The following is a 13,691-nucleotide window of genomic DNA, read 5'->3' on the forward strand; positions in this document are numbered from 1 at the left end:
CACAGCGTCGTCAACTCCAGCTGGTTGATGGCCACGCCCCCGGACGGTTCGCCCCGTCGCGGGGGTCTTTCACCCGCCATCGTGCCGAGGAACAAGTGAGGGGGGTTTCACAAAGTGTGAAACCCCCCTCACCGTGAGCGAAGCCCTAAAGACCCAGCCAGCGTGCGTAGTTCGACAAGGATTCGCTCTGGGCCCGGTCCGCGCGGCGCAGCGTATGAACGGTTTCCCGTACGTGCGGGTGATACCGCGTCTGCTGCGGTGCGACCGAGCGGGCTTCGCGAAGCGACGCGAACGCGGCAGACCGGTCTCCCGTCCACAACTGGGCACGGCTCAAGTCGATGTAGTGATGGCCGACCCGATCCGGATAAGCGCCCCGGAACTCGTCGGGAAACCGCAGGTTCTCGGATGCCTTGACGGCACTCCCGTAGTTGCCGAGCTCGACCTCTATGGCGACTTGATGGATGCGCGTGTTGGTGGGGCCGAACGACATCACATAGTTCTGCACGTCCCCCTTGAGCAGCTTCGCGGTATCCCATGCCTCGTTCCACTGGGCCCGCGCGTTGTCCGCCTGCGACTTCCCGGCCGGACGGCTCCTCGCGGCCAGCATCGCCGATCGCAGTCGGAGATTGCCCTGGACGCAGAGAGCCGACCGGTTCCCACGCCGCGCATCCTGCTCCACGTCGGCGAGCGCACGGCTCATCAACCGCAGTCCCACCTCATGACGGCCGGTGTTGAAGCACGACTGGGCGCGCAAATAGGACGTGAGGAGGACCATGTACGGATCGCCGGACCGCTCCGCGCTGAAGCCCATCCGGGACAGGATGCTGCTGCCCAGATCGATGTGCCCCAGGTTGTAGGCGACATCGTGCACGCAGCGATAGGTGTATGCGAGCAGCCGATGCGCGCGCTCTTTGTGCCGCCCCTCACCCTGGTGCGACGACTCGACCAACTCGTCGATGAGTCGGGGGGCGTCGAGCGCCGTCTTGAGGTAGTTCGCGGAGCGCCGGTGATCACCGAGGAGTTCGACGTCCACGGCGATGTCTTGGAGCGGACGTGGGGGAGTCACGTCTTCGAGCGGGATATCCCAGTTCTCCAGACTGGCGCGAATGGCGGCGACAGGAGCGTCGAAACGGTCTTCGCGCTGCTCGCCCGAGAATGGCTGCCCTGCCAGGACGCTGCTTTCGATACCCAATGCGCGGGCGCAGGCCGCGACCAGGGCGGGTGAAGCGGGCCTGTGACCGCTCTCCACTTTGCTGAGCAAGCTGTGAGAAACATGAGCTGACGCAGCGAGACCGCGCTGTGTGAGGTGCGCGAGTCTGCGCTGCTCCGCGATGCGTGCGCCGATGTATGCGTCATTGCTGTCGGGCATACTGGCTCCATTCTGGACTCGACACCCGAAACGGTACCCCCGGTCGGCTCCGGGATCACGGCGAACGAATTCCCGCCCCGGGGCCGTCACCCGCTCCCGGCTTCGGCAGCCCGACGGCCTGAAGCACAGCGGCTTCACGTGCTGCCGCCTCGTCAACACGCGTTATCCATGGCCGTGGTGCCGACCGTCACCGCCGACCCTCACCGCGCCCGTACTGGAGCCAGCACCAGCCGCACCCCACCTGCCAGCCGGATTCCCCGGTACCGCACCGCTTCCTAGGGTCGCTCCCGTAACTTCTCTACCGCCGCGCGCCCTTGTACGAGTCGCGCGGGGCACCGACCCGAGGAGCCTCCCCATGCGTGTCGCGCTGACCGCCACCGCCGGTCTCGGCCTGGCCGTCCTGTTATCCGGTGCCGTATCCAGCGGCGGTGTATCCGTCCGCGCGGCACCCGCCGGGGCGGTGGCCCTCGGGCCAGGGTCCACGACTATGGGGTCCACGGCGTCCGCAGGCACGGGGCCCACCCGCACCGGGCCCGCCGAACCGACCCGCACCGTCGCCGACTTCGCCCGGCAGCGACTGGCATGGGCAGCGTGCCCGGCGGAGCAGCGGGAGCTGAACGAGGCGGGCGCGCGGTGCGCGGAGGTGACCGTTCCGCTGGACTACGCGGATCCCGGCGGCCGGACGATCCGGATCGCGGTGTCCCGGATCGAGGCCAGGTCCCCCGAGGGCCGGTCCGGCATCCTGCTGTCCAACCCGGGCGGTCCGGGCGGCACCGGACTCGCGTACACCCTCGCCCTGCGGCCCGCCCTCGGGGACGCGGCGGACCGCTACGACCTCATCGGCTTCGATCCGCGGTTCCTCGGCGGAAGCACCCCCGTCAGCTGCGCCCCGGCCGGACCACCGGTACCCCCGCCCGAGGTGACGTCCCCGCGCCAGGACTACGAGCGCTCGGTACGGTCCGCGCGGGACACCGCGCGCCGCTGCCAGGTCCACGGCGACAACGCGGAGCTGCTTCCGCACGCCTCCACCCGTAACGTCGCCCGCGACATGGACCTGATCCGGGCCGTCCTCGGTGAGCGGCGGCTGTCGTTCTACGGGGTGTCGTACGGCGCCGACCTGGGAGCCGTCTACACGCAGATGTTCCCCCGCCGCACCGGCCGTATGGTCATCGACTCCGGCACCGACCCAGCGGCCACCCAGTACGAGCTGTTCCAGCGGTCGGGCGCGCCGGCCGAATCCGGTCTCGACGAGTGGGCCGCGTGGGCCGCCCGCCACCACGGCACGTACCGGCTCGGCCGTACACCCGGCCAGGTCAGGGCAGCCGTGCAAGGTCTGCTGGACCGCGCCGAACGCCGTCCGGTCGTGGTGGCCGGACAGCGGCTGGACGCCCCGCTGCTGCGGATGCTGCTGAAGCAGCCCGTCCAGCACGAGGAGAACGACCCCGTACTCGCCGCCCTGGTCCGTGACCTGGTCGCCGCGTCGAACGGAGAACTGGCCACCCCAGGCCCAGAGTTGGAATCCGTACTGCGACTCCTGACCTCCCCCGAACTGGACGGCGCCATGACCGGTGGGGCGATCTACATGTGCGGCGACGGCGGCTGGCCCGCGGGCGGCTGGCCCAAGGATCCCGGCACGTACTGGCGCAACAGCGTCCACAGCCGCGCCACCCAGCCCGTGTTCGGCCCGTACGTCAACGGCATGATCGCCCCGTGCGCGTTCTGGGGCACCGAGCCCCGCGAACCGGGCACCGCCGTCGCCAACGACGTCCCCCTGCTGATGCTGCACGCCCGCCGCGACAACAACGTCCCGTACGAGGGCGCCCTGGCCCTCCACCGCCGACTCACCGGCTCCCGCCTGGTCACGACGGACCTCCGCACCCACGGCGTCTACGGCCGGGCCACCGACGGACACCGCCCCGTCCCCTGCGCCGACCGCACGGTGAACACCTACTTCCGCGACGGAACCCTCCCACCCACGAACACCACCTGCGCCCCACCGAACCCGCCCACACCGTCGGCACCGACGACGTCGTGAGCCGACCCGGACGCTGACCCGCCCCGGGGGCCGGGTGACGTTGCCCCTGGAACACGTCGATGCCTATGCGCGATCCGACCTCGTCGGAGGCGTTGAGTCCCGCCCAAGCCCGTCATGCTCGTTCAGGAACGGTCCCGGCTTGGTCCGGGGCGTCGTACCGGCAGGGCGTGACGGGCGGACGGCCGCTGATCCTATGCGACTGCGAACAAGAGAAGAAAGAAGTTCCTCCACACACGGGAATCACCGCGTGTCGACATGCCAGACTCGCCACCACAAGCCGCCGAACCACAAATGGGCTGTCCAAGGCTGCATTTCGGAAAGGTGAGCGCGTGGAGGTTCCTGTGCGCTTCGGAGCGAGACTGCGTGAGCTGTTTGAGATGGCGAGGACGTCATCTCAAGCAGTGGCTCGTGCAATGACATGCGGCAAAAGACCTCTGTGCAAGAACGAGAGGGGCGACAAGCCCTCAGCGGCCGTTCTGGCCCGACGATGTGTCGCACTCTTCGCTACCGACCAACAGCTCCAACGAACGCCCCGCTCAAGAGAGGGGTCGGACGAGCACGAGCTGACTGCGGCGGAGCGTGGGGTGGTCGCCACCACCTTGGCTGGAGGTGGGCAGGACCACCGCTCCGACGTTGCGGCATCGCCCCTGGATGCCTTGCTCGGCGATCGGACTTACCTGATGCGGAAGTTGGGCAAGAAGGTGGTGGCAAGGCAGCAGCTTTGGAATGGGCCGCTCAGGCAGTGGAACTGGCGCGGTCCGGGGTTGACGACTAGCCGCTGGACCACGTACTCGTCCACCGTGCGCCCGTCACCTTCTACAGCGGGCGGGCACAAGAGACGATCACTCTCGCCCAACGGTCGCAGCAAAGTACATTGCCACCCCGCATCCGCGGCCTGGCCGCCCAACGGGAAGCCCAGGGAAGCTCACTCGGCCACGACGAGCGCGCCTGCCCTGCTGTCCGTGCACCATTCGGAGGAGCAGGACCGCATGGCCCACCGGATCGTCGCGGAGGGGCTCTCGGTCCGTGCGGTCGCAGTCGGACCTTGGAGCGGGCCGGCGAACGCCTTTTCCTGGATGGGGCGTCGAGGCCTCCCACTGTCGGCACCACGAACCTGACCGGCGAGATCGAGCGCCTTCGGCATGGGTGGGGAGTTGCTGACCTTCGCGGAGATCATTCCCTCCGTCATGGTGCGTTCTGATGTGCGCCGCCTTGACCGGGAGCCGTCGAGGGCCAGGAGCCACCCCCGGTACACGAACTACGCCCAGTACTGGTGAACATCCTGAGCACCAGATGATCGCCCTTCGCTCAGCTTGCCGGACAGCCGAAAGCCCCACCCGCACCAGTTCGGCGTGGCGCTCTGTGTTCGACCGCAGGGTCACTGCGCCGCACGAGGTCGTCACGTGAGTGCCTTGTCCTGAGCCGTTCGCCCAGGACAAGGCGACGAGCCACGCGTCCATTCGCGGAATCCGCACCAACCCAAGGGACGGGATCTCGCTATGCCAATGATCTTCGTGAACTACCGGACCGATGACGCGGCAGCCACGGCCACACTTGTGGACAGGGAACTCTCGCGGGTGTTCGGTGATGAGAACGTCTTCCGCGCGAGCAAGTCCATCGAACCGGGCAGCCGGTACCCGCAGGAGCTGCTCAAAGCCGTCCGCCGCAGCAGTGTGCTCCTTGCGGTGATCGGCCCCAAGTGGCTGGCAGCCGGTGGCTCCACCGGTCGGAGCGGTTCCCAGGACCGGGAGGACTGGGTCCGCCGGGAGATCACAGAGGCGCTGGACACCGGGGCGGTCGTGATCCCTCTCCTGGTCGGCCGGACCGAACGCCTCCGGCGTGAGGATCTGCCGGAGGAGCTCTGGCCCCTCGCCGAATGCCAGGACCGCCGGATCGATCTGCGCAAGATCGATGCCGACCTGTCGGGACTGGTGGCCGACCTTGTCGCCCTGCTGCCCGAGCTCGCCGCAGCCGCCCAGAAACACGGCGACGGGAAGCCCGCAGGAGACCCAAGCGTCCGGAGCGCTCCGGGCGACGACAAGTCCGCGCCTGCCCGGATGCGGGCGGACGTGATCAAACACCGCCAACGGGGCGGCATCGGCAACCTCAACGGCGATCTCGGGACGTTCGTCAGCGAGCCCCAAGGACCGGTCCATACCGGCAGCGGGCATCTCTACCAGGCACGGGACCAACACCTCGGCCCTCGGATCTCCGGTGACGGGTCCGGCATCAACTACGTCGCCGACAACCATGGTGAAGTCGATCAGCGCTCCGACCAGCGCGGACGCCCCAGGGATGCGGAGCGTTGACCAGTATCAGCGCTACCTACGTCAGCGATCCACAAGGAGCCGTGAACAGCGGCAGCGGGCACCAGTACAACACCAACAACAACGTCACGTGGGTCATCGGTGCCAATGAACACCTGTTCAGAGCTGGCATCACCAAACGGCAGATTGTCCGCGAGCACCGGAATCGACTGGCCCGGTGCTTCGTCCATCCGCGCGGCTACCGGCAGGCCGCCGACCGGCTCGCACGGCCTGGAGCAATGGTCCTTCTGGATGGTGCCCCAGGCATCGGACGCCGTGCGGCCGCGACCATGCTGCTGGAGGAGGTGCCGGTGTCCCGCGGTCGGGTCGAGGAACTTCCCTTGACCTGGGAGGAAGGCACCTTCGACGCATCGCCCGACGACCGCTACCTGCTGGACCTGTCCAGCGTGACCGATGCGGACTATCCGGCCGCGCAGCGGACCCTCATCCGTTACAGGTCTCATATCGAGCAATCCGGCTCGCGCATGGTAGCGGTGCCTCCGGCAGGCCTGGGATGGATGCTCGACGCCGACTTGTCTCCTCTGGTCGTCTCCCTCGAACGCCCCCGCGGGCAGACTGTCTTCAGCAGGCACCTCCGTGTCCAGGGCGTGCGTTTCGAGCCCGAAGAACTGAACACCGACGAGCTCGCCCATCTGTTCGCCGTAGCTCCCCTCCGGGAGCTGGAGCACCTGGCCCAACTGGTCGCACAGGCGCGGGACAGCAACTCGCATGGCACGACCTTCGTCAGCTGGCGGGACGAGGCCGTGGCCGCCGCGACCAACTGGTCGGACGAGGTGTCCCGGCAGTTGCGGCAGCATCGCACCGTCCCGGAGCGTGCTCTGTTGCTGACCGCTGCGATGACCAGCGGCGCGACGGCGGAATCGGTCCAGAGAGCGACACACCTCCTTCTGGAGGTACTCCAATACCCGCAGGACGATATGCCCAGACTCGCGCAAGCCGATCTGGGCGAACAGCTGGAGGGACTCTCCGTCGTACGGGAGGACGACGGACGGGTGAGGTTCCCGAGGCTCGCCTACGACAACGCGGTCAGGCGCCACTTCTGGGAGAACTTCCCCGACCTGAGACCGGCCTTCCGCGACTGGGTGGGACGGTGCGTGGAACTCCCCGGTCTCAGGGCGGGCGACCGTGTTCGGCTGGTCCTGAGATTCGCCGAGGAGGCCCTGTCCGCCGGACGCCCCGACGATCTCTGCGAACTGATCGAGAAGTGGACGTGTCCCTCGGCCGTCGGTCGCTTGCGTGCCGAAGCGGCGGCGGCACTGGAACTGGGCCTCAGCCACGACCAGCACGGTTCCCGGTTCCGCTCCCGTGTCTACGGCTGGGTGACCGCGACCCGGATCGCCCCCGATCTGGCGCGCGTGGTGACAGATGTCTGTCAGCAGGTGATGGCGGTCACCCATCCGGAACAGGCGATGGTGAGACTCCGGCATCTGGCACTGCGGCAGGACAGCTCGGAGTCGACAGCCGGCGCTGCCCGCGCCGCGCTTCTGGAACTGGTCCGCAGCAACGGCCGGCTGTACAGCCGGCTGGTGCAACGCCTCGTGCAGCAGCGAAGATCCACAGGCCCCGCAGCCGATCTGCTGCTGGCCATGCTGGAACCCGGGGACCTGCGCGTCACTCCGCCCTGGCCGGAGGTCACCCTCGCGTGGCGCGCGGTCATGCTCACGAAACCGCGGACCGCCTGGACACCAGTGGTGCGGCGCTGGCTCGCGGCGATCGCCCGGCAGCGGGCCGGGGAACGAGTCCTCAGCGCGTTGCTGCTCGCGACCTCAGGTGATCGTGCCCTGTTGAACCACCTCTATGTGACCTCGTGCGACTGGGCCGATCTGTCTCCTGACGACATGTCCGCGGAGACACGTGTCGGACGAGTCGAACGGGCTCGGATCGCTGACCGATTCTGCCGAGACATCGACTTGCTGCAGGGGGTCGGCGAAGTCCCCTCCGGCTCCGGGACGCAAGGGACCAGGGAGGGTCCATGAAGTTCCACCACATGACACGTGTCCTGTCCGCCGGCCTCATCGCCGCCGTCCTGACGCTGGCTTCCGTCCTCGGTCGGCCCATGTGGGTGTGGTTTCTGCTGCCCGCTCTCGTCGCCGGCGCACTGCTGCTCGACTTCCGCGCGGTGGGTTTCGCAGACTCCACGTCCCCGGACGACGACACGAGCGCGGACGATCCGCAGCTCCCGGAAGAGAAGCCCTGGCTTCAGACCGCCCTGGTGGTGGTCCCCGTACAGAGCGTGCTCCCCGATTGCCCGTTCCTGCTCTCCGCGACGGTGTGGTGGCGGCCGGTCGACCCGCTCGACCCCCTGACGCAGGGCAATCCGGCGGGGCTCGCCACGATGTCCGTCCTGGAGCGGGCGCAGAACGTGGTGGGAGCGGAGCATCCGGGTCGTTGCACGTTCCTGGAGCACTGGCTGACCGGGGTGCTGGGCAGACCGACCCCTGATCACACCGGGTCCGTGACCGCCTTCGCCGCGGACGTGAGACTCGTTCTGCGCCCGGCGGATCAGCGGCATCTCGATGAGCTGGACGGCCTGCGGAAGAGCATGGACACCGCGGAGAGCCGCCGTCAGCACGAGCGTGACCTGCGTACCTATCTCAGGGAGGACGTACTGGAGACCCCGGGCAGCGCGCTGGTCTGGTGGATGGCACGTCATGACGACGAGATCGAGCGCGCTGTGCGGATGATCGCGCCCCTGACCTACCTGTCCGCCGCCGCGAACGATGAGGAGGTCCCCGAAGCGTTTCGCGACCTGCTCACCGTGATGCCCGAGGGCGATCCGACAGGCGGGTTCGAGCACCCGGAACCGGTCGACGAACGCGCCACGGCGGCAACGGCTGCCGGGGAGGGCCATCGGTCGGTGGGTTGGGAGACGTCACCCGGTGAACGTGTCTCCGACCTTCTGGACCAGATGGGATTCGCCCAAGGGTCCGCCGACAGAGCCGCGTTCGTCCACCGCCTCGCACGGATGTCCGACGAGGCGGGCCGGTCGGATGCCGCGGAGAGCTTCCGCGCGAACCTACGACAGGAGGAGTACGGCGAGGAACAGCTCTCCACAGAAGCGCACGAAGACGAGGCGGAGGAGACCACGTCGGCCACCGGGAACGGCCACCCATCGCCTCCGTACGCGAGTCCCGAAGCAGTGCGTACCGGGGAATGGCAGGTGACGACGGACGGTCAGGTATCACAGGTGGACCTGTCTGCTTCCTACGATCCCGCCCACCCGACACCGGGCGCGCCCGGCGCGGGACCTGCGGGGGCGGAACAATGACCACCCTGCCGTCCGGTGACATCTTCACCCGTCTCTGCGGATGGGTGGAGAACCTGCACGCCGACAAGGGTCTGTGTCTGCACACGGGCACTTGCGCCATGTCGCCTTGCGAGGAACAGATCTCCCTGGCCGACTTGCGGTCGGAGCGCACCGGGTCTTCCGACAACGGCCCCTGGTCGCACATCGCCCGCCACGTACGTGAAGAGGTTGCGAGTGGGCAGGAGGGCCGGTGGACGCTGATCGCACTCTGGCTTCTCACCCCTCGCTTAAGGGGGGCAGCCCGTGTCATCGCCCGGCGCACCGGGGCCGAACGGGCGGACATCTGCTCCGCCCTGCTGCAAGGAGTACTGGAGGGAACCCGCACCGCCGCCACAGCAGATCCCGCGCAGTTCGAGCAGGACTTGGTCGATGCGGCGTTCACTGCTGGCTGGCGGACGGGAAGACGGAGCCCGCACGAGACGCCCACGGTGGAGTGGGACAGGGCGCACGGAGTGATCTCCGACGCTGTCGGAGCGACGGCGTCGGCAGTCGGCCTGGTGCAGGGGGACGTGATGTCCCTTGCGCTCTCCCGGCGAGCACAAGGAGAGCGCCTGGGGTCATTGGCTCACCGCCTGGACCTCCTTGACCATGTGCGGCGAGTTCGCCGACTTCGGCGTGCCCGAGGCGCCATAGCCCGGAACGGGGTCGCCCACATGCCGTTCGGGCAGCAGAGCCTGTTCGAGACGGGGGAGCTCGGCGATGACACGTGGTCGTGACGAGTCGGTACCGTTCTCCGTGCTCTTCGGGCTTCCCGCCGAGGTAGGGCTGCGGACGGCTGCGAAAGCACTGAACCTGAGCATGGCCACTGCGTACAGACGTGCCCGGCAGGGTGACTTCCCGTGTCCTCTGCGGAGGGATGGACGGGGCTATGTCGTGCGGCTGTCCGATCTGATGCGTGGACTTGAGATCCAGGACGTCCGGGTGCTCTACGACGACGTCGAGGCCGGCGCGAGATTCGCCGGTGGATGGGCCGAGACGTAGGACGCCCAGAGCCGGCCGACCGGGCCTCGGTTCGCAACCCAGCCACCGCCGGACGGCCGCCGCAGCGGGCGGGACGTGCGGCGGCGGCCCGGGATCAGCGCTTCTTGGTCTTCTTCTGCTGCGGCGGGGTCCACGGACCCCGGTGCTTCTGGCAGCGGGAGTAGCCGATCATCGCCTTGTTCCGGCACCGCTTGCCCGTCTTGGTGTCGGTCGATCCGCACTTGACCTGAATACCCATTCGTCCCCCTTGATCCGGTCGGAGGTGTGCCCTGGCGAAGCCATGGTCCCGACCCCACACGGCACATCGCCCCACGTACTGCCGCAACCGGCCGATTACTGCGCCTTTGGGTCCGGATCGCATCGATTGCCTGGCTGATCCCCGGCCCGGAGAACGGTGGTGCGACCGCGAGGACAGGGCCGACCGGTGAGAGTCACGTACCCCCGGTGCCACGAACCCCTCGTCGTGACCGACGAGATCCGCTGCCGTACCGAACGCCCTACGCCCCGTACGCGTCGTTCGCGGGTTGCGCAGTTCCCCGCGCCCCTGAAGGGGCGCCCTTCGGGTGCGGGACCCCCCTCCTCGTGCAGTCGCAGGACTCACGCAAGGGGGTGGGCGGGAATCTCTGCCCGCAGACTCCGATGCTCTTCAGTAGGGCAAGGGGAACGTCCGACCGAGCGCGTCGGAGCGAGGACGGAGAATCCCGACCGGCCCCGACCCGAACAACCGACCGGACGCGCCCCAAAGGGGCGCGGGGAACCGCGCGAACCCACCGAACGACGGCACAGCAACGAAGCACGCCCCGCACCGAGTACCCAGGGGCGCGAGGAACCGCGCACCCCATGAGCGACCCGCACAGGGACAAGTTCGTCCCGCCGGACGAACCTCAGAAGCGCAAGCGAAGGCGACCCGCGGGGAACCGCGCGAAAACGACGAGCGACCGCACAGGAACGAAGCACGTCCCGCCGGACGGACCTCAGGGCGCAAGCGAAGGCGGCCCGCCGCGGTCGCGCCCCGCGCTGTACAGATAGCTGTCGGGGAACTGCTCCGCGCCCAGCGTGCGGCCCACCATGATGACCGCCGTCCGCAGGACACCCGCCTCGCGCACCCGCCCCGCGATGTCCCCCAGCGTGCCCCGCAGCACGACCTCCTCCGGACGGCTCGCGTACGCGACCACCGCGACGGGGCACTCCGCCCCGTAGTGCGGGAGCAGCTCCTCGACCACCCGGTCGACGAACCGCACCGCGAGGTGCAGCACGATCAGCGCGCCGCTGCGCCCCAGCGTCGCCAGGTCCTCCCCCGGCGGCATCGGCGTGGCCCGGTGCGCGACCCGGGTCAGTACGACGGTCTGCCCCACGGTCGGCACCGTCAGCTCCCGCTTGAGCGCCGCCGCCGCCGCGGCGAACGCGGGCACCCCGGGCACCACCTCGTACGGCACGCCCGCCGCGTCGAGGCGCCGCATCTGCTCGGCGACCGCGCTGAACACGGACGGGTCCCCCGAGTGCAGCCGGGCCACGTCGTGGCCCTCCCCGTGCGCCCGCACCAGTTCCTCGGTGATCCGGTCGAGCGTGAGATCGGCCGTGTCGACCAGCCGCGCGTCCGGCGGGCACTCCGCCAGCAGCTCACGGGGCACCAGGCTCCCCGCGTACAGACAGACCCCGCAGGAGGCGAGCAGCCGCGCGCCCCGCACGGTGATCAGATCCGCCGCCCCGGGCCCCGCGCCGATGAAGTGCACGGTCATGAGCCGTCCCCCTGTTCCCGCTGTTCCCGCTGTTCATGGGTCTTTCGCTGTGCGTGGGGCGGCTCCTCGCCGTGCCGCGCCCCGGGCGCTCCGTCGGACGGCCCCGGGGGAGCCTTCCGTACGGACCACTGGGTGACGGGCATGGCCTGGCGCCAGCCGGTGAAGCGGCCGACGGGCACCGCGTGGGCGACCGCGAGCCGGACGAGTTCCCCGCCGTACCGGTGGCGGGCGTCGGCCAGCAGGGCCTCGGACTCCAGCGTGACGGTGTTCGCGACGAGCCGGCCACCGGGCGCGAGCGCGTCCCAGCAGCGGTCGAGGAGTCCCGCCGAGGTCAGTCCGCCCCCGATGAACACCGCGTCGGGCGCGGGCAGCCCGTCGAGCACGGCGGGCGCCGCCCCGGTGACGACGCGCAGCCCCGGGACACCGAGCGCACGCGCGTTGCGGACGATCCGCGCGGCCCGCTCGGGGTCACGTTCCACGCTGAGCGCCCGGCACGACGGATGGGCCCGCAGCCACTCGACGGCGATGGAACCGGAGCCGCCGCCGATGTCCCAGAGCAGCTGTCCGGGCTCGGGCGCCAGTACGGCGAGCGTCGCCGCGCGGACATGGCGCTTGGTGAGCTGGCCGTCGTGCTCGTACGCGGTGTCCGGCAGGCCGGGCACCGTCCCGAGGGGCAGGGCGTCGGGCGCCCGGACGCACTCCACGGCGACGATGTTGAGGGGGTCGCCCGGGGGGCGGGACCAGTCGTCGGCGGTGGCGGGCGCGGTGATGTGCTCGTCCGGGCCGCCGAGCTGTTCGAGCACCCGGACCGGGCTGGGGCCGAAGCCGCGCTCGCGCAGCAGTTCGCTCACCCGCGCGGGTCCGTCCGCGTCGGCGCTGAGGACCAGGACACGGCGGCCGGGGTGGAGCAGCGCGGCGAGCCGCTCCACGGGGCGGCCGACGGCGGAGACCATGTCGGTGTCCTCGACGGGCCAGCCCAGGCGGGCGCAGGCGTACGAGACGGACGAGGGGTGCGGGTGGACCCGCAGGCCGGCCGGGCCGACGATCTCCGCGAGGGCGCGGCCGATGCCGTGGAACATGGGGTCGCCGCTGGCGAGGACCACGATCCGGCGTCCGGCGTGGGCCGCGAGGAGACCGGGGACGGCGGGTCGCAGCGGGGAGGGCCAGGGAACGCGTTCCGCCGCGCACTCGGCGGGGAGCAGCGCGAGCTGGCGCGGGGCTCCGAGGACGGCCCCGGCGGCGCGCAGGGCCGCGCGGGGGGCTTCGGCCAGGCCCTGCCAGCCGTCCGGGCCGATGCCGACGAGGGTCACGACGGCGGGGGTCACGACGGCGGGGGGACGGGGCTGCTCGGGGGTCACCGCCGCACTTTATCCGGCGGCGGTCCGCGGTCCGGCGGCGGTCGGCGGCGGTCGGCGGCGGTCGGCGGGCGGATCCCCGCGGGCGGAACGGGCCTTCCGCCACGCCCGTGCGCCGATGCCCGGGTCCGTGCGCCGATGCCCCGGTCCGGGGTCCGGGTCCGCCTCACTGTTGCCCGCCCCACCGTCCCCGGTCACCGGCGGCGAACCGGAGCGTGCCCGGCCCCCAGCCCGTACCGGACCCGGGCCCAGGCCCCCCAACGCACCCCCGACCGACCGCACTCCCGACCACTCGGCACCCCCGGCCCCCCGGGACCCGCACCGAACCGTTGCCGAACGCACGCCGAACGCACCTCGAACACACACCGGACCCGCTCCGAACACGTGTCGATCGCACGTGGTCGCGCACTTTCCCGCATCGCCGGGGCGTCCGGGCCGGGTGGGTACGTGGGTGGGATCACATATTGGCTCGGGAACGAACCGTTTCCGACGAGAAGGCGCGGAAAAACGGGCCCGCGCATGGTCCGGGGAATGCCGGCGGCGGGGCACGGGGAAATATCGACAGTGCGGAAGCCATC

9 protein-coding genes and 1 pseudogene are annotated in these 13,691 nt (G+C 70.0%); 5 read left to right on the top strand and 5 right to left on the bottom strand.

The features are described from left to right. Positions 1-145 precede the first annotated feature (145 nt). A complete protein-coding gene (locus tag OG711_RS19125; protein ID WP_329559868.1) occupies positions 146-1,369 on the bottom strand; it encodes a helix-turn-helix domain-containing protein in 1,224 nt (407 codons plus the stop codon). Positions 1,370-1,856: 487 nt separating this feature from the next. Between OG711_RS19125 and OG711_RS19130 the strand changes: the two genes are divergently transcribed. The 5 genes and pseudogenes from OG711_RS19130 (at position 1,857) to OG711_RS19150 (ending at position 8,999) form a co-directional block, all read left to right on the top strand. Continuing rightward, on the top strand, positions 1,857-3,404 hold the full coding sequence (locus OG711_RS19130) for an alpha/beta hydrolase (protein WP_329559869.1): 1,548 nt from the start codon (positions 1,857-1,859) through the stop codon (positions 3,402-3,404). 944 nt (positions 3,405-4,348) lie between these two features. Continuing rightward, positions 4,349-4,438: pseudogene (locus OG711_RS19135) on the top strand (ParB/RepB/Spo0J family partition protein); the annotation flags it as partial. A gap of 465 nt (positions 4,439-4,903) precedes the next feature. After that, entirely contained in the window at positions 4,904-5,713 is an 810-nt protein-coding gene (locus OG711_RS19140) for a toll/interleukin-1 receptor domain-containing protein (RefSeq protein ID WP_329559870.1), read from the top strand. Continuing rightward, positions 5,710-7,707: a hypothetical protein gene (locus OG711_RS19145; protein ID WP_329559871.1), complete on the top strand. Its 1,998-nt coding sequence runs from the start codon at positions 5,710-5,712 to the stop codon at positions 7,705-7,707. Before OG711_RS19140 ends, OG711_RS19145 begins: the two co-directional genes overlap by 4 nt. Then, the gene (locus OG711_RS19150) at positions 7,704-8,999 is read left to right on the top strand and encodes a hypothetical protein (protein ID WP_329559872.1); all 1,296 of its coding nucleotides are present in this window, start codon (positions 7,704-7,706) and stop codon (positions 8,997-8,999) included. The genes OG711_RS19145 and OG711_RS19150 overlap by 4 nt, the downstream gene beginning before the upstream one ends. Before the next feature lie 596 nt (positions 9,000-9,595). On the opposite strand, the gene OG711_RS19155 is transcribed toward OG711_RS19150, so the two are convergent. The 4 genes from OG711_RS19155 to cbiE all read right to left on the bottom strand — a co-directional run bounded on the left by OG711_RS19155 (position 9,596) and on the right by cbiE (position 13,116). After that, positions 9,596-9,838, bottom strand: coding sequence for a hypothetical protein (locus tag OG711_RS19155; protein ID WP_329559873.1), 243 nt, complete (start codon positions 9,836-9,838; stop codon positions 9,596-9,598). A 275-nt stretch (positions 9,839-10,113) separates the two neighbouring features. Next, entirely contained in the window at positions 10,114-10,257 is a 144-nt protein-coding gene (locus tag OG711_RS19160; protein WP_178390924.1) for a hypothetical protein, read from the bottom strand. Between the two features lie 736 nt (positions 10,258-10,993). Continuing rightward, complete coding sequence (gene cobM, locus OG711_RS19165) at positions 10,994-11,758, bottom strand: precorrin-4 C(11)-methyltransferase (protein ID WP_266509696.1); 765 nt, start codon at positions 11,756-11,758, stop codon at positions 10,994-10,996. Next, entirely contained in the window at positions 11,755-13,116 is a 1,362-nt protein-coding gene (cbiE, locus tag OG711_RS19170) for a precorrin-6y C5,15-methyltransferase (decarboxylating) subunit CbiE (RefSeq protein ID WP_329559874.1), read from the bottom strand. The genes cobM and cbiE overlap by 4 nt, the downstream gene beginning before the upstream one ends. Positions 13,117-13,691: the final 575 nt, after the last annotated feature.

The sequence above is a fragment of the Streptomyces uncialis genome (assembly GCF_036250755.1).
GTDB lineage: Bacteria > Actinomycetota > Actinomycetes > Streptomycetales > Streptomycetaceae > Streptomyces > Streptomyces uncialis.

Excerpts from the sequence above, each read along its gene's own strand:
- OG711_RS19125 (WP_329559868.1), bottom strand. The coding sequence starts at position 1,369 with ATGCCCGACAGCAATGACGCATACATCGGCGCACGCATCGCGGAGCAG.
- OG711_RS19130 (WP_329559869.1), top strand. The coding sequence starts at position 1,857 with ATGGGGTCCACGGCGTCCGCAGGCACGGGGCCCACCCGCACCGGGCCC.
- OG711_RS19140 (WP_329559870.1), top strand. The coding sequence starts at position 4,904 with ATGCCAATGATCTTCGTGAACTACCGGACCGATGACGCGGCAGCCACG.
- OG711_RS19150 (WP_329559872.1), top strand. The coding sequence starts at position 7,704 with ATGAAGTTCCACCACATGACACGTGTCCTGTCCGCCGGCCTCATCGCC.
- OG711_RS19155 (WP_329559873.1), bottom strand. The coding sequence starts at position 9,838 with ATGCTCAGGTTCAGTGCTTTCGCAGCCGTCCGCAGCCCTACCTCGGCG.
- OG711_RS19160 (WP_178390924.1), bottom strand. The coding sequence starts at position 10,257 with ATGGGTATTCAGGTCAAGTGCGGATCGACCGACACCAAGACGGGCAAG.
- cobM (WP_266509696.1), bottom strand. The coding sequence starts at position 11,758 with ATGACCGTGCACTTCATCGGCGCGGGGCCCGGGGCGGCGGATCTGATC.